14 protein-coding genes and 1 pseudogene are annotated in these 19,139 nt (G+C 73.4%); 10 read left to right on the top strand and 5 right to left on the bottom strand.

The window, feature by feature from the left end:
* Position 1: 1 nt before the first annotated feature.
* Positions 2–1,051, bottom strand: a complete 1,050-nt coding sequence (locus IE316_RS15745; protein ID WP_190204946.1) for an energy-coupling factor ABC transporter permease — start codon at positions 1,049–1,051, stop codon at positions 2–4.
* Between the two features lie 164 nt (positions 1,052–1,215).
* Here IE316_RS15745 and IE316_RS15750 point away from each other — a divergent pair, with 164 nt between their 5' ends.
* Complete coding sequence (locus IE316_RS15750; RefSeq protein ID WP_190204947.1) at positions 1,216–1,593, top strand: SsgA family sporulation/cell division regulator; 378 nt, start codon at positions 1,216–1,218, stop codon at positions 1,591–1,593.
* A 4-nt stretch (positions 1,594–1,597) separates the two neighbouring features.
* On the opposite strand, the gene IE316_RS15755 is transcribed toward IE316_RS15750, so the two are convergent.
* The 3 genes from IE316_RS15755 to IE316_RS15765 all read right to left on the bottom strand — a co-directional run bounded on the left by IE316_RS15755 (position 1,598) and on the right by IE316_RS15765 (position 6,833).
* Entirely contained in the window at positions 1,598–3,262 is a 1,665-nt protein-coding gene (locus IE316_RS15755; RefSeq protein WP_190204948.1) for a penicillin-binding transpeptidase domain-containing protein, read from the bottom strand.
* A gap of 78 nt (positions 3,263–3,340) precedes the next feature.
* A complete protein-coding gene (locus IE316_RS15760) occupies positions 3,341–4,957 on the bottom strand; it encodes a penicillin-binding transpeptidase domain-containing protein (RefSeq protein WP_190204949.1) in 1,617 nt (538 codons plus the stop codon).
* 124 nt (positions 4,958–5,081) lie between these two features.
* Positions 5,082–6,833 carry a dolichyl-phosphate-mannose--protein mannosyltransferase gene (locus IE316_RS15765; protein WP_190204950.1) on the bottom strand — a complete coding sequence of 584 codons (1,752 nt, stop codon included), beginning with the start codon at positions 6,831–6,833 and terminating at the stop codon, positions 5,082–5,084.
* Between the two features lie 61 nt (positions 6,834–6,894).
* On the opposite strand from IE316_RS15765, the gene rsmI reads away from it, so the two are divergent.
* The 6 genes from rsmI to IE316_RS15795 all read left to right on the top strand — a co-directional run bounded on the left by rsmI (position 6,895) and on the right by IE316_RS15795 (position 12,693).
* Positions 6,895–7,752, top strand: coding sequence for a 16S rRNA (cytidine(1402)-2'-O)-methyltransferase (gene rsmI / locus IE316_RS15770; RefSeq protein WP_190204951.1), 858 nt, complete (start codon positions 6,895–6,897; stop codon positions 7,750–7,752).
* 206 nt (positions 7,753–7,958) lie between these two features.
* A complete protein-coding gene (locus IE316_RS15775; protein WP_190204952.1) occupies positions 7,959–8,366 on the top strand; it encodes a hypothetical protein in 408 nt (135 codons plus the stop codon).
* Positions 8,367–8,391: 25 nt separating this feature from the next.
* Positions 8,392–9,306 (top strand): TatD family hydrolase, encoded by a 915-nt coding sequence (locus IE316_RS15780; protein ID WP_190204953.1) that lies wholly within the window; start codon positions 8,392–8,394, stop codon positions 9,304–9,306.
* A gap of 102 nt (positions 9,307–9,408) precedes the next feature.
* Positions 9,409–10,830, top strand: coding sequence for a resuscitation-promoting factor (locus IE316_RS15785; protein WP_229910405.1), 1,422 nt, complete (start codon positions 9,409–9,411; stop codon positions 10,828–10,830).
* Between the two features lie 88 nt (positions 10,831–10,918).
* Positions 10,919–11,782 (top strand): 16S rRNA (adenine(1518)-N(6)/adenine(1519)-N(6))-dimethyltransferase RsmA, encoded by an 864-nt coding sequence (gene rsmA / locus IE316_RS15790; RefSeq protein ID WP_190204954.1) that lies wholly within the window; start codon positions 10,919–10,921, stop codon positions 11,780–11,782.
* 17 nt (positions 11,783–11,799) lie between these two features.
* Positions 11,800–12,693 carry a 4-(cytidine 5'-diphospho)-2-C-methyl-D-erythritol kinase gene (locus IE316_RS15795; protein WP_190204955.1) on the top strand — a complete coding sequence of 298 codons (894 nt, stop codon included), beginning with the start codon at positions 11,800–11,802 and terminating at the stop codon, positions 12,691–12,693.
* A 3-nt stretch (positions 12,694–12,696) separates the two neighbouring features.
* On the opposite strand, the gene IE316_RS15800 is transcribed toward IE316_RS15795, so the two are convergent.
* Positions 12,697–13,290 carry a Uma2 family endonuclease gene (locus IE316_RS15800; protein ID WP_229910406.1) on the bottom strand — a complete coding sequence of 198 codons (594 nt, stop codon included), beginning with the start codon at positions 13,288–13,290 and terminating at the stop codon, positions 12,697–12,699.
* A 156-nt stretch (positions 13,291–13,446) separates the two neighbouring features.
* Here IE316_RS15800 and IE316_RS15805 point away from each other — a divergent pair, with 156 nt between their 5' ends.
* The 3 genes and pseudogenes from IE316_RS15805 to IE316_RS15815 all read left to right on the top strand — a co-directional run bounded on the left by IE316_RS15805 (position 13,447) and on the right by IE316_RS15815 (position 19,131).
* Positions 13,447–15,261 carry an ABC-F family ATP-binding cassette domain-containing protein gene (locus IE316_RS15805; RefSeq protein ID WP_190204957.1) on the top strand — a complete coding sequence of 605 codons (1,815 nt, stop codon included), beginning with the start codon at positions 13,447–13,449 and terminating at the stop codon, positions 15,259–15,261.
* A gap of 223 nt (positions 15,262–15,484) precedes the next feature.
* Positions 15,485–17,332, top strand: coding sequence for an outer membrane protein assembly factor BamB family protein (locus tag IE316_RS15810; RefSeq protein WP_190204958.1), 1,848 nt, complete (start codon positions 15,485–15,487; stop codon positions 17,330–17,332).
* Positions 17,333–17,390: 58 nt separating this feature from the next.
* A pseudogene (locus IE316_RS15815) lies at positions 17,391–19,131 on the top strand (outer membrane protein assembly factor BamB family protein).
* Positions 19,132–19,139: the final 8 nt, after the last annotated feature.

A 19,139-nucleotide genomic window follows, 5' to 3' on the forward strand; every position in this document is an offset into this window, starting at 1 on the left:
GTCAGACGCTCGTGCTGGTGGGGGAGACGTCGTCGGTACGGCGCCGGCGGACCGCCCAGAAGACGGCGCTGCCCGCGACGACCGTGACGCCGACGCCGATCACGCCCGCCAGGCCGCCCGAGAGCCGGGCGTCGGTGATGTCCTTGACGCCGTAGTCGGCGAGCGGGGAGTCGGCGGCCGCGTGCTCCTCGGCGGTCTTGTCGATGCCCTTGTCGGCGGCGACCTTCTCCAGTCCGTCGGGGTTGGCGGAGGCGTAGAAGCTGACGAACCCGGCGAGGACCAGGGAGGTGACCAGGCCGGTGAGCCACAGCTTGCGGTGGGAGCGGGCGGCGGCGGGGGCGGCGGCCGGCTCGGCGGCGGGGGCGTCGACGAGTTCGCCGCCCACCCGCAGCTTGAGCCGCTGCGTCAGCCCCCGGGCGCCGTACACCAGGTCGGGGCGGACGGCGATGACGGCGCCGACGGTCAGCGCGGTGATCGCGGCCTCGCCGATGCCGATCAGGACGTGCACGCCGATCATGGCGGTGGCGACCTTGCCGATGGCGACGTCGGTGGTGCCGCCGATCCAGTAGATGAAGGTGAAGGCGAGGGCGGCGGCCGGGACGGAGACCAGCGCGGCGGCGAAGGAGGCTGCGGTGACCGACCGGCGGCCGCGCGGCAGCACCTTCACCAGGCCGCGGAAGAGGGCGTAGGCGACGACGGTGGTGACGATCGCCATGTCGGTGATGTTGACGCCGAGCGCGGTCAGGCCGCCGTCCGCGAAGAGGATGCCCTGCATCAGCAGCACGACGGAGACGCAGAGGACCCCGGTGTAGGGGCCGACGAGTATCGCCGCCAGCGCGCCGCCGAGCAGATGCCCGCTGGTCCCCGCGGCGACCGGGAAGTTCAGCATCTGCACCGCGAAGATGAACGCCGCGACCAGACCGGCCAGCGGGGCGGTCCGCTCGTCCAGTTCCCGGCGCGCGCCGCGCAGGCTGACCGCGATGGCGCCCGCGGCGACGACTCCGGTGACCGCCGAGGTCGGGGCGTTGATGAATCCGTCAGGTACATGCACGTACCGATGATAGGGAGTAGTTGCGACCCGTGTGCAAGAGAGAGCGGGAGGCGCATCTCACAGCCGGTATCGGGCCCGGGGCGCGCGATCCGGGAAATGTGCGACATTGGAGTGGGGGTGGACGCAGAGGTTCCGACAGGTCACACAGCGTGAGGGGCCGACCGATGCCGGTAGTCGAGGAGTACGCACGGGTCCATGTCCTGACCGACGCGGACGCCCCGGACGGGGGCGACGGCCCGACCGTGCCGGTGGTGCTGCGCTACGACCCCGGGGGCGACCCCCGCGCGGTGCGGATCGCGCTGCCCGGCCGGGGGCCCGGCGCCCGGGTCCGCGAGTTCGTCTTCGCCCGCGAGCTGCTGGAGCGCGGGCTGCGCGGGCCGGCCGGTACGGGCGAGGTGCGGGTCTGGCCGTGCGGGCGGGTGCAGACGGTGGTGGAGTTCCACTCCGCGCACGGCTGCTCGGTGGTGCAGTTCGACGCGAAGGCCCTGGTCCGCTTCCTGGAGCGGACGTACGCGGTGGCGGCCCAGCCCGTCGCCCGCTGACCCGCTAGCCGCCCGCCTTCAGCAGGGCCGCCACGATCGGACCGGCCGTGTCGCCGCCGTGGCCGCCGGACTGCACCACGCCCGCCGCGGCCAGATCCCCGCGGTACGCCGTGAACCAGCCGTTCGGCTTCTTCTGGCCGTCGACCTCCGCGGAGCCGGTCTTGGCGCCCACGTCCCCGGAGAGACCGGCCATCGCCTTTGCCGCCGTGCCGTAGCGGGCGGTGTAGTTCATCAGCTCCCGCAACTGCGCCAGCGTGCCGGAGGACATGGTGCGCGAGGCGGTGGCGAGCTCCCGCCCGTCGACCGAGGGGGCGACCAGGTACGGCTGGTGGAAGGAGCCGGACTTCACGGTCGCCGCGACGGAGGCCATGTTCAGCGGGTTCATCCGCACCCCGCCCTGACCGATGAGGGACGCGGCCTTGAGGGCGTCGTGCTGCACCGGGACCGCGCCGTCGAAGGAGGGCACGCCGATCGCCCAGTCGTTTCTCGACAGGCCGAAGACCTCCTTGGCCTGCCGGGTCAGGTCGTCGTCGGCCAGCTTCCGGGCCCGGCTGATGAAGGCGGTGTTGCAGGAGCGGGCGAAGCTCGCCTTGAAGGTGCCGCCCTTGATGGCGAACTTGTCGTCGTTCTGGAACTTCCAGCCGCCGTAGCTGACGTACTTCGGGCACGGGTGCGGCTTGTCGGCGGCGGCCAGGCCCTTCTCGATGAGCAGCGAGGAGGTGATGACCTTCATCGTGGAGCCGGGTGCCAGGGAGCCCTGGAAGGCGGTGTTGAAGCCGTGGCCGCTGTTGGCGACCGCGAGGATCTCCCCGGTCGAGGCGCGGGTGACGACCACCGACGCCCTGGGCTTGCGGGCGACCTGCCGCTCGGCGGCGGCCTGGAGCTCCGGGTCGAGGGTGGTCCTCACGGTGCCCGGGGTGCCCTCGGTCAGCTCCAGCAGGGTCTTGCCGGACAGCTTCCCCGCCGTGGACTCCTTGCCGCGCACCACCCGCAGCTCGACCCCGGCGGTGCCGCCGGCCCGGTCGCCGTACTTGTCGCGCAGCCCGTCCAAAACGGTGCCCAGCGACGGGTACTTCGCGGTGGTGATCTTCCCGCCCGCGCGGTCCAGGGCGGTGACCGGCGGGGTGCCGGACTCGCCGGTGACCAGCCGGTCGCCGTCGTGGAGGGCGGGGTGGAGCACGGCGGGCCGCCAGCGCACCCGGGGTTCGCCGTCGCCGGCCCGGCGCACGACGGTCAGCTCGCTGTCGTACGCCAGCGGCTTGCGGGTGTCCTTCCAGACGACCGTGCCCTCGACGGAGAAGGGGACCTCGGTGCCGGCGGGGGTGCCCGGGGTGAGGGTGACGTCCTCGATCCGGGCGTCCTCGCGGTAGGCGGTGAGCAGGTCCTTCGCGGGAGCGGCGGCGTCGGTGGCGGCGGCCGCCGCGGCGATCCGGCCGGACTGCCAGGCGGTCAGGAACCGCCGGGCGGCGGAGGTGACCTCGGCGGCGGTGAGGGGGCCGGTTCTCACCCGCTCGGCGGTGGCGGCCCGCGCCCCGTCGCCGTCCTCCTCGCCGCCGGCCAGCGCGTAGGCGCCGACCCCGGCCGCCGCGGCGACGACCGCGGCGATCGCCGTGCCGATCACGGCGGGTCCGGTCCCGCGGCGCGCGGCCCCGTGCCTTCTGTTGCCCACTGCTTCCCGTTCCCTCGGTGCCGTCGGCGATGTCCAACGACGGCACCCAGCCTAAAGTCCCGCGCCGGCGGTACGTGTTCAGCCTCCCGCGCGCAGCACGTCCGCGACGATCGGGCCGGCCGCGTCGCCGCCGTGGCCGCCCTCCTCGGTCATCGCCGCCGCCGCGAGGTCGCCGCGGAAGCCGGTGAACCAACTGTTGGACGTCTTCTGCCCGTCGACCTCGGCGGAGCCGGTCTTGGCACCGATGTCCCCGCTCAGCCCGGCCATCGCCTTGGCGCCGGTGCCCTCGGTGGCGGTGAGCCGCATCATCTGCTTGAGCTGGGCGAAGGTGTCCGGCGACAGGCCCTTGGCGGTGGCGATCTCCCGGTCGTCCAGGTCGGGGGAGACCAGATAGGGCTGGCGGAAGGTGCCGGTGACGGCGGTGGCGGTCACCGAGGCCATGTTCAGCGGGTTCATCTGGACCTGGCCCTGCCCGATGGCGTTGGCCGCCCGGTCCGGTCCGCCGGAGGCGGGCACGCTGCCGTCGAAGGAGACGATGCCGGTCTTCCAGTCGTCCCGGCCCAGCCCGAACCGCTCCTGGGCCTCCTCGGTCAGCGAGGCGTCCGTCAGCGGCTTCTCGTCGACGAGCTTGATGAAGGCGGTGTTGCACGACCGCAGGAAGCTGTTGGCGAGGGTGGCGGACTCGTTGGGCTCCATGCCGGTGAGGTTCTTGAAGACCTGGCCCTGCCAGACCGCCGTGTCCGGGCAGGGCGCGGCCTCGTTCATCGAGGTCACGCCGTTGTCGATGAGCATCGCCGCGGTGATGATCTTCATGGTGGAGCCGGGCGCCACCCGGCCCTGGAACGCCGCGTTGAAGCCGTCGGCGCGGTGGTTGGCCACGGCCAGCACCTCGCCGGTGCTGGGCTTGAGCGCGACCACCGAGGACTCGTCGAACTCCTTCACCGCCCGCTCCGCCGCCTTTTGCACACCGGCGCTCAGCGTGGTGCGCAGCGTGCCGGGCTCGCCCTCGGTCAGCGTCAGCAGCGGGGTGTCGGCGACCTCGGCGGAGGCGTGCCGGACGACCAGCTCGACCCCGGGCTCGCCGCCCGCCTGCTCGCCGTACTTCTCGCGCAGGGTGTCCAGGACCGGGCCGAGCGAGGGGTACTTCGCCTTGGTCAGCACCTTGCCGTCGCGGTCGACCGCCTCGATCGGCGGGGTCACCGACTCCTCGGTGACCAGGGTGTCGCCCTTCTTCAGCTCCGGGTGGACCACCGACGGCTGCCAGTCGACCAGGGCCCGCCCGGTGGTCTCCCCGCGCACCACGGTCAGCTTGCTGCGGTACGTGAGCGGCTTGGTGACGCCCCCGAAGGACACCTTCGCCCGCACGGTGTACGGCACCGTCCGCCCGGTCCGCGCACCGGGCGTGACGCTGACGTCCTTGATGCGCGCCTCCTCGGCGTAGTCGGTCAGCAGCCGCGTCGCCGCCGCCGAGGCGTTGGTCAGCGACGCCGCCCGGCGGGGATCGCCCTTCTCCCAGGCGGCGAAGAACTCGGCCGACGCCTTCTCGACCTCCTCCGCGCTCGGCGGCCCGGTCCGCGCCGCGTCCGCGGAGTCGCCGTTCACCGTCGACACGACGTTGTAGGCGCCGTACCCGGCCCCGCCCACCATCACGGCGAACACACCACCGATGACGGCGGCCTTCACCCCCTTGCCCATCCGGCAGTCCCCTCGATTGAACGCGTTCAGAAAGCGGTCACCCCTGGCACTCTATGCGCCAGGGGTGACGCCCGGGTACGGAAGTTCCCCTTTGCTGGCTAGACGAAGAAGCGGTCCGTCCGGTTCAGACCCAGGTGTCCAGCCACATCCGCGCCCGCCAGTCGTCGATGGGGATCGCGGTGCCGGTGTAGAGGGGCCAGAAGTAGATGAAGTTCCAGACGATCAGCAGGACCAGGACGCCCGCCGCCGTCGCGCCCGCCACCCGCCGGGTGTCGCTGCAGCCCGCCCGGCCGATCAGCGCCCCCAGCAGCATCGCCACCGCCAGGCACAGGAACGGCAGGAAGACCACCGCGTAGAACAGGAAGATCGTCCGCTCCTGGTAGACGAACCAGGGGAGGTAGCCCGCCGCGACGGCGCAGGCGATGGCGCCCGCCCGCCAGTCCCGGCGCAGCGCCCACCGCCACAGCACGTACGCCAGCGCGAAGCAGCCCACCCACCACAGCAGCGGCGTGCCCAGCGCCAGCACCTCGCGGGCGCACTTGCCGCCCGCGTCCGCCGGGCAGCCGTCGGTGCCGGGCGCGGGGGACTCGTAGAAGTAGGAGACCGGCCGGCCCAGCACCAGCCAGCTCCACGGGTTGGACTGGTACGTGTGCGGCGAGGTCAGGTGGGTGTGGAACCAGTAGACCTGCGTCTCGTAGTGCCACATGCTGCGCCACCAGTCCGGGAACAGCCAGGACCAGTCGCTGTGCCGGCCGTCGGTGGCCGCCCAGTCGCGGTAGTAGCCGCCGGTGCCGTCGGCGGGGGAGAGGATCCAGCCCAGCCAGGACAGCAGATAGGTGGCGACCACCACCGGCACGGTCGACAGGAACGCCCAGCCCAGGTCGTGCCGGAGCACCGCCGTGCGGGGCCGCACCGCGCCGGCCACCCGGCGGGCGGCCACGTCCCACAGCACCGTCAGCACGCCGAACGCCACCAGGATGTACAGGCCGTTCCACTTGGTGGCGACGGCCAGGCCCAGCATCAGCCCGGCCGCCCAGCGCCACGGCCGCGGGCCGAGCCGGGTGGTCTCGGCGATGTGCGCGTCCGGCCGGGCCCGGCCGTCGGCGTCCACCGGCAGCGCGGCGGCGAGCCGGGCCCGCGCCCGGTCCCGGTCGACCAGCAGACAGCCGAACGCGGCCAGCACGAAGAACACCAGCACGCTGTCCAGCAGCGCGGTCCGGCTCATCACGAACGCGAGGCCGTCCACCGCCATCAGCGCGCCCGCCAGACAGCCCAGGAACGTCGAGCGGAACAGCCGCCGCCCGATCCGGCACAGCAGCAGCACCGACAGGGTGCCGAGCAGCGCCGTCATGAACCGCCAGCCGAACGGCGTGAACCCGAACAGCCACTCCCCGGCGCCGATCACGTACTTCCCGACCGGCGGATGCACCACGTACGACGGATCGGTGGGGACCGGGACGTCACCGCCGGAGTCGAGGATCAGGCCGTTGGCGTTCTTGTCCCAGTTGACCTCGAACCCGCGGTTGATCAGCGCCCACGCGTCCTTGGCGTAGTACGTCTCGTCGAATATGACCGCCTTGGGACTGCCCAGGTTCCAGAACCGCAGCACCCCCGCCAGCAGCGTGACCAGCAGCGGCCCGCCCCAGTCCGACCAGCGCGCGATCCGGTCGGTCACCGGCCCGCGCAGCCCGAAGAAGGCCCACAGCCGGGAACCCGGTCGCGTGTACGGCGGCACCAGGCGGTCGCGGACATCGTCTGCCGGGCCCGCCGTGTAGCCGAAGCGGCGCAGCTTCTGCCGCCAGGTGTGCCGCTGGTCGTGCGGCACCTGGTCCTGCCGGGTGTCCGTGGAGTCCGTGGACGACGCTGTACTGGTCACCGCGCCATCGTAGGGAAACGGCCTGTGCGAGTCCCGTCCTTGTCCCTGCGAGGATGGAAACGTGACAGTCACCACCGGAACCCTGGTCCTCGCCGGCACCCCCATCGGGGACATCGCGGACGCCCCGCCCCGGCTCGCCGCGGAGCTGGCCGCCGCCGATGTCGTCGCCGCGGAGGACACCCGGCGGCTGCGCCGGCTCACCCAGGCGCTCGGCGTCACCCCCCAGGGCCGGGTGGTGTCGTACTTCGAGGGCAACGAGTCCGCCCGCACCCCCGAACTGGTCGAGGAACTCCTCGCCGGCGCCCGGGTGCTGCTGGTCACCGACGCCGGGATGCCCTCGGTCTCCGACCCCGGCTACCGGCTGGTCGCCGCCGCCGTCGAACGGGACGTGAAGGTGACCGCCGTGCCCGGCCCGTCCGCCGTGCTCACCGCGCTCGCCCTGTCCGGGCTGCCCGTCGACCGGTTCTGCTTCGAGGGCTTCCTGCCCCGCAAGGCCGGCGAGCGCCTCGCCCGGCTCCGCGAGGTCGCCTCCGAGCGCCGCACCCTCGTCTACTTCGAGGCCCCGCACCGCCTGGACGACACCCTCGCCGCGATGGCCGAGGTCTTCGGCACCGGCCGCCGGGCCGCCGTCTGCCGGGAGCTGACCAAGACGTACGAGGAGGTCAGGCGGGGCCCGCTGGGCGACCTGGCGGCGTGGGCCGCCGAGGGGGTGCGCGGCGAGATCACCGTGGTCGTCGAGGGCGCCCCCGCACCGGGCCCCGAGGAGACCGACGCCGCGGAACTGGTCCGCCGGGTCCGGGTTCGCGAGGAGGCGGGGGAGCGCCGCAAGGAGGCGATCGCCGCGGTGGCCGCCGAGGCCGGGCTGCCCAAGCGGCAGGTGTTCGACGCGGTGGTGGCGGCGAAGAACGCCGGCGCGTGAACCGGGCCGTACCGCGCGCCTGCGCCCCATGGGCCGGCAAACGCCCGGTCGCCCCGGCAAAGGCCCCGGCGCCCCGCGCGGCGGCTACGGCAAGGAAGCCCCAAATCGACGCCAACACTTGGCAGTTGTGGTGCATTCGTGCCGGTACGGGCATCCACTGGAGGAACGGGACGTCCACCCCCCTTCAGAGGATCACGGGAGCCGGTATGAGCGAGAACCCAGGGCAGCCCGGACTGCGTGCGGGAGCCACCGCGGTCGTCCACGAGTCGTACTCCTTCGCCTGCATGCGCTGCGGTGACGGCTGGGAGCAGTCCTACGAGATAGAGCACCACACCGACGCCCAGGGCCGGCGGTTCGTGGTGTACCTGGCGGACGGGCTGGTCGTGCCCTCCCCGCTCAGCCGCCCCACCTGCCAGAACTGCGACAGCCACGTCGTACGGATCATGCGGCCCGGCCGGGTCGCCTCCGCCCGCGACGCCGCCCGCCCCGCCCCCGCCGCCCGGAAGCCCGCCCCCGCCGGCCCGGTCCGCGCCCCGGTGCCCGCCGCCGAGCGGCACCACTGGCACCTCGCCGACCTGCTGCACGCCCTCCACCTGCACCGCGGGACGACCTGACCGGCGCCTTCCGTAGGATCGGGGCATGCCTTCGAACGCCCCGGCCGACCCGCACGCGGCGCCGCCGCTCCCCGAGCCCCTGCGCGTCCCCGTCGCCGACTCGCACACCCACCTCGACATGCAGTCCGGCACGGTCGAGGAGGGCCTGGCGAAGGCCGCGTCGGTGGGCGTCACCACCGTCGTCCAGGTCGGCTGCGACCTCGCCGGGTCCCGGTGGGCGGCCGAGACGGCGGCGGCGCACGAGAGCGTGCACGCCGCCGTCGCCCTGCACCCCAACGAGGCACCCCGCATCGTGCTCGGGGATCCTGGGGGCACCTCCCAGCCCCCCAGGGCTGGGGGAGGCTGGTCCCGGCAGGGCGCGCGGGAGCCCGGCGGGGACGCCGCGCTGGACGAGGCCCTCGCCGAGATCGACCGGCTCGCCGCCCTGCCGCAGGTCAAGGGCGTCGGCGAGACGGGACTGGACTACTTCCGCACCGGACCCGAGGGCAAGGAGGCGCAGGAGCGGTCCTTCCGCGCCCACATCGAGATCGCCAAGCGGCACGGCAAGACCCTCGTCATCCACGACCGCGACGCCCACGCCGACGTGCTGCGCGTGCTGAAGGAGGAGGGCGCCCCCGAGCGCACCGTCTTCCACTGCTACTCCGGCGACGCCGAGATGGCCGCCGTGTGCGCCCGCGCCGGGTACTTCATGTCCTTCGCCGGCAACGTCACCTTCAAGAACGCCCAGAACCTGCGCGAGGCGCTGGCCGTGGCGCCGCTGGAGCTGGTCCTGGTGGAGACCGACGCGCCGTTCCTGACGCCGGTGCCCTACCGAGGGCGGCCCAACGCGCCCTACCTGGTGCCGGTCACGGTGCGCGCGATGGCCGCCGTCCGGGGCCTGGACGAGGACGCGCTCGCCACCGCCCTCGCCGCCAACACGGCGCGGGCCTTCGGCTACTGAACATACGCACGGTAGCCGCGTCGCTTTGGAGAGTGACGGCCGCTCGGTTAGGTTCTGGAGGCCCGATCCGGGCCCCTTTCCGCACCGCTGGAGCGTATCGGCGTGAGCAAGTCGCAGCCCCAGGCTTACGACCCCCTGGCGTACGGCCCGATGTCCGAGCAGCCGTACGGGCACGCGTACGGGCCGGCGTACGGGCAGCCGTACGGGCCGGGGTACGGCGGCCGGGCGTACGAGCAGGCGTACGGCCCGGCGTACGGCCGGGCGCAGGGCCAGGCGTACGGCGCGCCCGGCAGGCCGGCGCTGCCCCGGCAGACCGTGCCCCGCCCGGCCGCTCCCGCGCCGGCGCCCGCGCCCGCTCCCGCGCCCCTGTCCGCCCCCGCCCACGGCGGACGCGCCGCCCGGCGCCGGCGGGCCCGGCGGGTGCGGCGCGCGGACGGCCCGATGCGCCGCCTGCTGCCGCGCGCGCTGGTCGTGGCGTTCCTCGCCGGCGGCACCACCGCCTTCGTCGCCGAGGACAAGGCCGTCGAGCTGACCGTCGACGGCGACCCGCGCACCCTGCACACCTTCGCCGACGACGTCACCGCACTCCTCGCCGACCAGGACGTCGAGGTCGGCGCCCACGACGTGGTCACCCCCGCCCCCGGCACCCCGCTGACCAGCGGCGACGACATCACCGTCCGCTACGGCCGCCCCCTGCTGCTCACCCTCGACGGCCACCGCCACCAGATCTGGACGACCGCGCACACCGTCGCGGGCGCGCTGCGCCGCCTCGGCGTCCGGGCCGAGGGCGCCCACCTGTCCGCACCGCCCTCCCGGCGCATCGGCCGCGAGGGCCTCGCCCTGGAGGTGCGCACCGAGCGGATCGTCACCGTCCTGGCCGACGGCCGCGCCCGCACCGTCCGCACCAACGCGGCCACCGTCCGGGAGGCCGTCGCGCAGGCCGGGGTGGTCCTGCGCGGCGAGGACACCACCTCCGTGCCGCCGGGCAGCTTCCCGCGCGACGGGCAGACCGTCACCGTGCTGCGGATCGAGGACGCCGTGGAGGTCCGCGAGGAACCGGTCCCCTTCGCGGTGCGGCGCACCGAGGACGCGACGCTCTTCCGGGGCAACGAGGTCGTCGACCGGCCCGGCCGGCCCGGCCTGCGCCGCACCACGTACCGGCTGCGCACCGTCAACGGCGTCGCCGGCAGACCGGTGCGCACCGGCAGCGTGCTCGTGCGCGAGCCCCGCGACCAGGTGGTGCGGGTCGGCACCCGGCCCCGGCCGGCCTCCGTGCGCGGCGCCGGCCACCTCAACTGGCAGGGCCTGGCCGCCTGCGAGTCCGGCGGCCGCGCGGACGCGGTCGACCCCTCGGGCACGTACGGGGGCCTCTACCAGTTCGACACCCGCACCTGGCAGCGGCTCGGCGGCCGGGGCCGCCCCCAGGACGCCCCGGCCGCCGAACAGACCTACCGCGCCCAGAGGCTGTACGCCCGCAGCGGCACCGCCGCCTGGCCCCACTGCGGCGCCCGCCTGCACCGATGACCCCCGTGACGCGCCCCGCGCCCACCACGGGGAGCCCGGCCCGGTCCGCCCGCGCCACCCGGGCCGCCGCCCCGGCTACCCTTACCGGGTGAGCAGCCCCACCCCGCACGACGCCCTGCTGGGCCCCGCCGACGTCCGCGAGCTGGCGGCGGCGCTCGGCGTCCGCCCCACCAAGCAGCGCGGCCAGAACTTCGTGATCGACGCGAACACGGTCCGCCGTATCGTCCGCACCGCCGGGGTCCGCCCCGACGACGTGGTGGTCGAGGTGGGACCGGGCCTCGGCTCGCTCACCCTGGCCCTGCTGGAGAGCGCCGAGCGGGTCACCGCCGTCGAGATCGACGACGTGCTCGCCGCCGCGCTCCCCGCGACCGTCGCCGCCCGGATGCCCGAGCGCGCCGACCGGTTCGCGCTGGTCCACTCCGACGCGATGCGGGTCACCGCCCTGCCCGGCCCCGCCCCGACCGCCCTGGTCGCCAACCTGCCGTACAACGTGGCCGTGCCCGTGCTGCTGCACATGCTCGACACCTTCCCGAGCATCGAGCGCACCCTCGTCATGGTCCAGGCCGAGGTCGCCGACCGCCTCGCCGCCGGGCCCGGCTCCAAGGTGTACGGCGTGCCGTCCGTGAAGGCCAACTGGTACGCCGAGGTCAAGCGGGCCGGCGCGATCGGCCGCAATGTCTTCTGGCCCGCGCCGAACGTCGACAGCGGACTGGTCTCCCTGGTCCGCCGCGCCGAGCCGCCGAAGACCTCCGCCGCCAAGGAGGAGGTCTTCGCCGTGGTCGACGCCGCCTTCGCGCAGCGCCGCAAGACGCTGCGGGCGGCACTGGCGGGCTGGGCCGGCTCGGCCGCCGCCGCCGAGGCCGCCCTGGTCGCCGCCGGTGTCTCCCCGCAGGCCCGGGGCGAGTCCCTGACCGTGGAAGAGTTCGCTCGCATCGCCGAGCACAAGCAGTGACGGAGAGTGAGACGTACGTGAGTGTGACGGTCCGCGTCCCCGCCAAGGTCAACGTCCAGTTGTCGGTGGGCCCCGCCCGCCCCGACGGCTACCACGACCTGGCCAATGTCTTCCTCGCCGTCGGTCTGTACGACGAGATCACGGTGACCCCGGCCGACACCCTCCGCGTCACCTGCGCGGGCCCGGACGCCGCCCAGGTGCCCCTGGACCGCGGCAACCTCGCCGCCCGCGCGGCGATCGCCCTGGCCGAGCGCCACGGCCGCGAGCCCGCCGTCCACATCCACATCGACAAGGACATCCCGGTCGCCGGCGGCATGGCGGGCGGCAGCGCGGACGGCGCGGGCGCGCTGCTGGCCTGCGACGCCCTGTGGGGCACCGGCGCCTCCCGCGACGAACTCCTCGCCCTCTGCGCCGACCTGGGCAGCGACGTGCCGTTCAGCCTGATCGGCGGGGCGGCGCTGGGCACCGGGCGGGGCGAGAAGCTGACCGAGCTGGCGGTGACCGGCACCTTCCACTGGGTGTTCGCGATGGCCCCGCGCGGCCTGTCCACGCCGGCCGTCTTCCGCGAGTTCGACCGGCTCGGCGCCGACGCCGACATCCCCGACCCGGTCGCCTCCCAGGCCGTCCTCGACGCCCTCGCCTCGGGCGACCCCGGCGCCCTCGCGGTGGCCGTCTCCAACGACCTCCAGCCCGCCGCGCTCTCCCTCTTCCCGGAACTCGCCGACACCCTCGCGGCCGGACGCGCGGCCGGCGCCCTGACCGCCCTGGTCTCCGGCTCGGGCCCCACCACGGCCTTCCTGGCCGGCGACGCCGACTCCGCCACCGTCATCGCCTCGGTCCTGCGCGCCTCCGGCACCTCCGCGTCGGTCCGCACGGCGGAGGGCCCGGTACCGGGGGCTACGGTGGTGTGAGGTTCAGAGCTGGTCGATGGCGGTCAGGTCGATGTCGATCGAATAGGGCCTGTCGACCTTGAGGCGGTCTCGGTACATGCCCACGTGCACATAGACCTTGGTCAGCGGATCAAGTTCGTACACGTGCACGGTGGGCCTGCCGCCTGGTCCTTCCCGCTCGACGCGCCAGTAGTTCGCGATTCCCGCCGCCGCGTACTTCTGCGGCTTCGTCGTGCGGTCACGCGATTCCGAATCCGGGGAGACGACCTCGACGGCGAGGAGGACGTCCTTGGCCTCGTAGCTCGTCTGGTCCGGTCCGGTGATGCCATCGGCCCGGATGACGCTCACATCGGGTTCGGGGCCGTTGCGCCGATCAAGGATGATGGTCATCTCTCGTTTGATCCGGAAACCCGACGGCACGGACTGCCGCAGACCATGGACCAGCAGGTCGATCGCGTCGGCATGAAAAGCGCGCTGCGGAGTCACGAAAACAAGGCTCCCGTCGATCAGCTCGGTGTGCGGCGGGAGATCCGGCAGCGTGAACAGGTCGTCCACGGTGTATCCGTCCTGCGGTGGCACCGGCCACTGGACGCGGTGCTGCACGGACTCGGCGGTCATGGTTCCTCCCATGGACGGGATCCTGCTGCCCGCCCTCCACGGTAACCGGACATTCCGATAGGCGTCACTACAAAGAGTGACCGCACCCGTCCGCGCCATCCCACCCCCCGCAGGGCCTACGCTGGATAGCTGATCGTTCCCCCAGGCAGGAGAGAAATGGCCGTCAACCTGGTCAATGTCGAGAACGTCAGCAAGGTGTACGGCACCCGTGCCCTGCTCGACGGCGTCTCCCTCGGCGTCTCCGAGGGCGACCGCATCGGCGTCGTCGGCCGCAACGGCGACGGCAAGACCACGCTGATCCGGATGCTCGCCAAACTGGAGGAGGCCGACACCGGCCGCGTCACCCACTCCGGCGGGCTGCGCCTGGGCGTCCTCACCCAGCACGACTCCCTCGACCCCGCCGCCACCGTCCGGCACGAGGTCATCGGCGACCTCGCCGACCACGAGTGGGCCGGCAACGCCAAGATCCGCGACGTGCTGACCGGACTCTTCGGCGGCCTGGACCTGCCCGGCTTCCCGCAGGGCCTGGACACCGTCATCGGACCGCTGTCCGGCGGCGAGCGGCGCCGGATCGCGCTGGCCAAGCTGCTCATCGACGAACAGGACCTGATCGTCCTGGACGAGCCGACCAACCACCTCGACGTCGAGGGCATCGCCTGGCTCGCCCGCCACCTGCGCGAGCGCCGCTCCGCCCTGGTCTGCGTCACCCACGACCGCTGGTTCCTCGACCAGGTCTGCACCCGGATGTGGGACGTGCAGAAGGGCGACGTCTACGAGTACGAGGGCGGCTACTCCGATTACGTCTTCGCCCGCGCCGAACGCGAGCGCATCGCCGCCACCGAGGAGGCCAAGCGGCAGAACCTGGTCCGCAAGGAGCTGGCCTGGCTGCGCCGCGGCGCCCCCGCCCGCACCTCCAAGCCCCGCTTCCGCGTCGAGGCCGCCAACGAGCTGATCGCCGACGTCCCCCCGCCCCGGGACAGCAGCGAGCTGATGAAGTTCGCCTCCTCCCGGCTGGGCCGCACCGTGTTCGACCTGGAGGACGTCACCGTCCAGGCCGGCCCGAAGGTGCTGCTCAAGCACCTGACCTGGCAGCTCGGCCCCGGCGACCGCATCGGCCTGGTCGGCGTCAACGGCGCCGGCAAGACCTCCCTGCTGCGCGCGCTCGCCGAGGCCGCCTACAGCGAGGGTGAGCGCCAGCCCGCCGGCGGCCGGGTCAAGGTCGGCCGGACCGTGAAGCTCGCCTACCTCTCCCAGGAGGTCGCCGAACTCGACCCCACCTGGCGGGTCCTGGAGGCCGTGCAGCGCGTCCGTGAGCGCGTCGACCTCGGCAAGGGCCGGGAGATGACCGCCGGACAGCTCTGCGAGACCTTCGGCTTCGGCAAGGAGAAGCAGTGGACGCCGGTCGGCGACCTCTCCGGCGGCGAGCGCCGCCGGCTGCAGATCCTGCGGCTGCTGATGGACGAGCCCAACGTCCTCTTCCTCGACGAGCCCACCAACGACCTCGACATCGAGACCCTGACCCAGTTGGAGGACCTCCTCGACGGCTGGCCCGGCTCGATGATCGTCATCTCCCACGACCGGTTCTTCATCGAGCGCACCACCGACCGCGTCTTCGCCCTGCTCGGTGACGGCACCCTGCGGATGCTGCCGCGCGGCATCGACGAGTACCTGGAGCGCCGGCAGCGGATGGAGGAGGCCGCGGCCGCGGCGGCCGGCCCCGCCCCCGCGAAGGCCGCCGCCGAGGCTTCCGAGAGGAGCGCCGCCGACCAGCGGGCCGCCAAGAAGGAACTCCAGAAGATCGAACGGCAGTTGGACAAGATCTCCGAGAAGGAGACCACGCTGCACGCGCGGATCGCCGAGCACGCCACCGACTTCGCCAAGGTCGCCGAACTCGACGCCGAGCTGCGCGAGTTGGCGGGCCAGCGCGAGGAACTGGAGCTGCGCTGGCTGGAACTCGCCGAAGACGCGTAGGCCGCGCGCCCCGGCGTGAAGGGGGCGTGAAGGACCGTAACGGCGGTATCACGGGCCGGTCCGCCCTTGGGAACAGGGGCGGGCGCGGCCCGGTGTGCTGTCAGCGCCGGGTGATAAAAAGGGCCGCACGTGTCTGTCTGAGAACCGTCTGAGAAACAGGGGTGTGGCGGAAACGCGGCGCTGTCCGGCGCGGCGCCACATCCGGCACAAGGGGGAACCACCGATGACCCAGCCGCCCGGCCCGCCGTCCGGCCCGCCGCAGGACCCGCCACCGGGAGGCGGCGGCTTCGGCCCCGCCCCGCAGGTGCCCCAGCAGCTCCCGACCCCGCCGCAGCCGGGTTACGGCCCCCCGCAGCAGCCGAGCCAGCCCCCGGGCCCGTACGCCCCTCAGGCCCCGCAGACTCCCCAGGCCCCGCAGGCTCCGCAGAGCCCTCAGACCCCACCGCAACAGCCCGGCCCTTACGCTTCCGGCCCTTACGCCCAGCCGCCGCAGCAGCCGGGCCCCGGTCCGTACGGACCGCCGCAGCCGGGCCCGTACGGGCCGCCGCAGCCCGGCCCCTACGGACCGGGACCCGGCTACGGCCCCCCGGCCCAGCCCCCGTACCCCGGCGCGCCCGGCGCCCCCGCGCCCGGCCCCGGGAACGTCTTCAAGCGCAAGCCCGCCCTGGCGATCGGCGCCGCCGTCGCCGCGCTGCTCGTCATCGGCGGCACGGTCTGGGCGGTCACCGGCACCGGCGGCGACGACGGCAAGGGCGACAAGCCGGTGGCCGGCCGCAGCGGGAGCCCGCAGCCGTCCGCCTCCGACGACCCGCTCAACCCCGGCGACGGCACCGGCGCCGGCGGCGAGGACCCGGACGACCTCAACGAGGGCCGCAAGGCCGGCGAGGCCAGGGTGCTCTGGTACAAGGAGGCCCCCGACGCCCCCGGTTCCGGCGCCGACGCCCCCGGCATGTGGATCACCGGCAAGACCGCGGTGAAGGCCGCGTACAAGCAGGTCTTCGCCTACGGCACCGACGACGGCCGGCCCGCCTGGGCCCCGGTCACCTTCCCGCAGAAGATCTGCGCGGTCACCCCCGAGAAGACCGCCGACGACACCATCGTGGTCGCCTACATGAGCGGCTCCAGCGACCGCGCCAAGTGCAACCGGCTCCAGGAGATCGACCTCGTCACCGGCGAGAAGGGCTGGAGCGAGAAGGTCGCCGACGGCGAGCTGTTCGACTCCACCCTCTCCGTCGAACTCACCGTCTCCGGCAACACCCTGATGGTCGGCCGCTCCCAGTCCGGCACCGCCTACGACGTGCGCAGCGGCACCAAGCTCTACGACAAGAGGCGGTACGGCGAGTCCTGCTTCCCCGCCGGGTTCGCGGGCGGCGAGCGGCTCGTCCAGGTCGCCTCCTGCGGTGCCGGCGGCCTCAAGGAGCACGACGAGATCCAGGAGCTGGACCCGCGGACCGGCAAGGTCAAGTGGACGTACAAGTACGAGAAGGGCTGGCGGGTCGCCCGCGCGTACTCCGTCGACCCGGTCGTCTTCTACGCCACCAACGAGGACGACAAGAGCTGGAACATCTCCGCCTTCTCCGGCGGCCGGATCACCTCCCAGGTCGACGTCCAGGAGGACTTCGCCCCCGAGTGCGGCTGGGCCGTCCTCGAACGCGACCTCCAGGGCTGCCAGGGCGTCGTCGTCGCCGACGGCACGCTCTACCTGCCGACCGAGGCCACCACCGGCGCCAACGAGATCGTCGCGATCGGTCTCGCCGACGGCAAGGAGAAGTGGCGGGTGAAGTCCCCCACGGAGAAGTCGATGATGCCGGTCCGCGTGGACGGGGCGAACCTGATCGCGTACGTCGAGCCGTCCTACGGCGCCGGCGGCCAGGTCGTCGCCGTGCCCACCGGCGGCGGCGCCCACAAGCCGGTCAAGCTGCTGCAGAACCCGCAGGGCGCGGCCGATGTCGAGGCCGGCTTCTTCTCCAAGGACATCGACTGGGTCGACGGCCGCTTCTACCTCTCCACCACCCGGCTGACCGGCAATGACGACTCCAAGGAGAAGCTGATGCTCGCCTACGGCAAGTGAGCGTCCCCCCGCCGCGTTCCCGCCGCCCGTTCCGCCCGTCCCCCGAGGTGACCCCGCCATGACCCAGCCGCCGCCCCCGCCGCCCCAGCAGCCTCCGCAGGGGGGCGGCTTCGGCCCGCCGGCCCCCCAGCCGGGCTACGGCTACCCGCAGACCCCGCCGACTCCGCAGCCGGGTTACGGCTATCCGCAGACCCCGCCGGTCCCGCCGGCCCCGCAGCCGGGCTACGGCTACCCCGGCCAGACCCCCGGCTACGGCTACTACCAGCAGCCGACCGTCCCCATGCACGCCCCGTCGGGCCCGCAGCCCGGCGGTGGCGGTGGTGGCGGCCGGAAGATCAACGCCCAGGTCGCGATCATCGTCTCCGCGGTCGTCGCGATCGCCCTGATCATCGGCGGCGGCGTCTGGTACGCCCGGTCCTCCGGCGACGAGGGCGGCAAGGAGGACACCGCCGGTTCGACCGGCGGCACCGGCACCGGCACCACCCCCGGCGGCGACGCCAAGGGCGGCACGTCCGCCGAGGGCGAGGAGAAGGTGCCCGCCGACCCCGCGGCCAAGGTGCTGTTCCAGGTCCCGGCGCCCGAGGTGAGCAAGGACGACAGCAGCGTCGTCGTCTCCGGCTCCTGGGCCACCGACACGGTGTACGCCAAGAGCGGCATCGCCGAGATCACCGGCTACGACCCCGACAAGGGCACCGAGCTGTGGACCATCCCGCTGGACGGCCCGGTCTGCACCGCCACCCGGCACGTCACCGACAAGAACCTGACGGCCGTCGTCTACCAGCCCGACATGCCGACCAAGGCCGACCCCTCGCACGGCTGCAGCCAGGTCGCCGTGATCGACCTGAGCACCGGCAAGAAGCTGTGGACCAAGACCGGCAAGACCGGCGACCAGCTCATCTCCTTCGACAACATCACCCTCAGCGGCGGCACGGTCGCCGCCGGCAGCACCAGCGGCGGGGTCGCCTGGGACATCGACTCCGGCAAGCAGCTCTGGTCGCCCAAGCCCACCGACTCCTGCTACGACGCGGGCTACGGCGGCGGCCCGAAGCTGGTCGCGGTCCGCAAGTGCGGCACGTACCAGGCCCGCCAGCTCAGCATCCAGACCATCGACCCGGGCACCGGCAAGGTGATCTCGGAGTACAAGATGGCCAAGGGCATCGATCGAGTACGCCGGGGTCGTCTCCACCGATCCGCTGGTGGTCGCCGCCGACGTGGGCGACTCCGCCGGGGACGGCAGCGGCATCTCGGACTTCTTCTCCATCGACAACAAGACCGGCGCGCTGCGCACCCGGATCTCCGCGCCGGGCGAGAAGTACGCCGCGCGCTGCGACATCATCTCCAAGACCGAGCAGTGCACCGGACTGGTCGTCGGCAACGACCGGCTCTACATCCCGACCGAGGAGCACGAGGGCGGCGGCGAGTCCTACCGCCGCACCAACGAGGTCGTCGCCTTCGACCTGTCCACCGGCAAACAGACCGGCCAGCGCGCCGACGCCGGCGAGGGCTACACCATCACGCCGCTGCGCATGGACGGCGACGACATCCTGGCGTACAAGCGGCCGCCGTACGACAAGGGCGGGCAGGTCGTCAGCATCGACGGCGGCTCGTTCAAGGAGAGCAAGCTGCTGGAGAACCCGGGCACCGAGGCGGTGCGCGACGTGGAGGCGAGCATGCTCCCGGAGTACTCCGAGCTCCTCTTCCGCCAGGGCCGGCTGTACATGTCGCAGGTGTACGCCAGCGAGCCGTCCGGCCCGGACGAGAAGGAGTACCTCGCGGTGGCGTTCGGCACCGGCGGCTGACCGGCGCT

Source organism: Streptomyces fumanus, from assembly GCF_014655295.1.
GTDB classification, from domain to species: domain Bacteria; phylum Actinomycetota; class Actinomycetes; order Streptomycetales; family Streptomycetaceae; genus Streptomyces; species Streptomyces fumanus.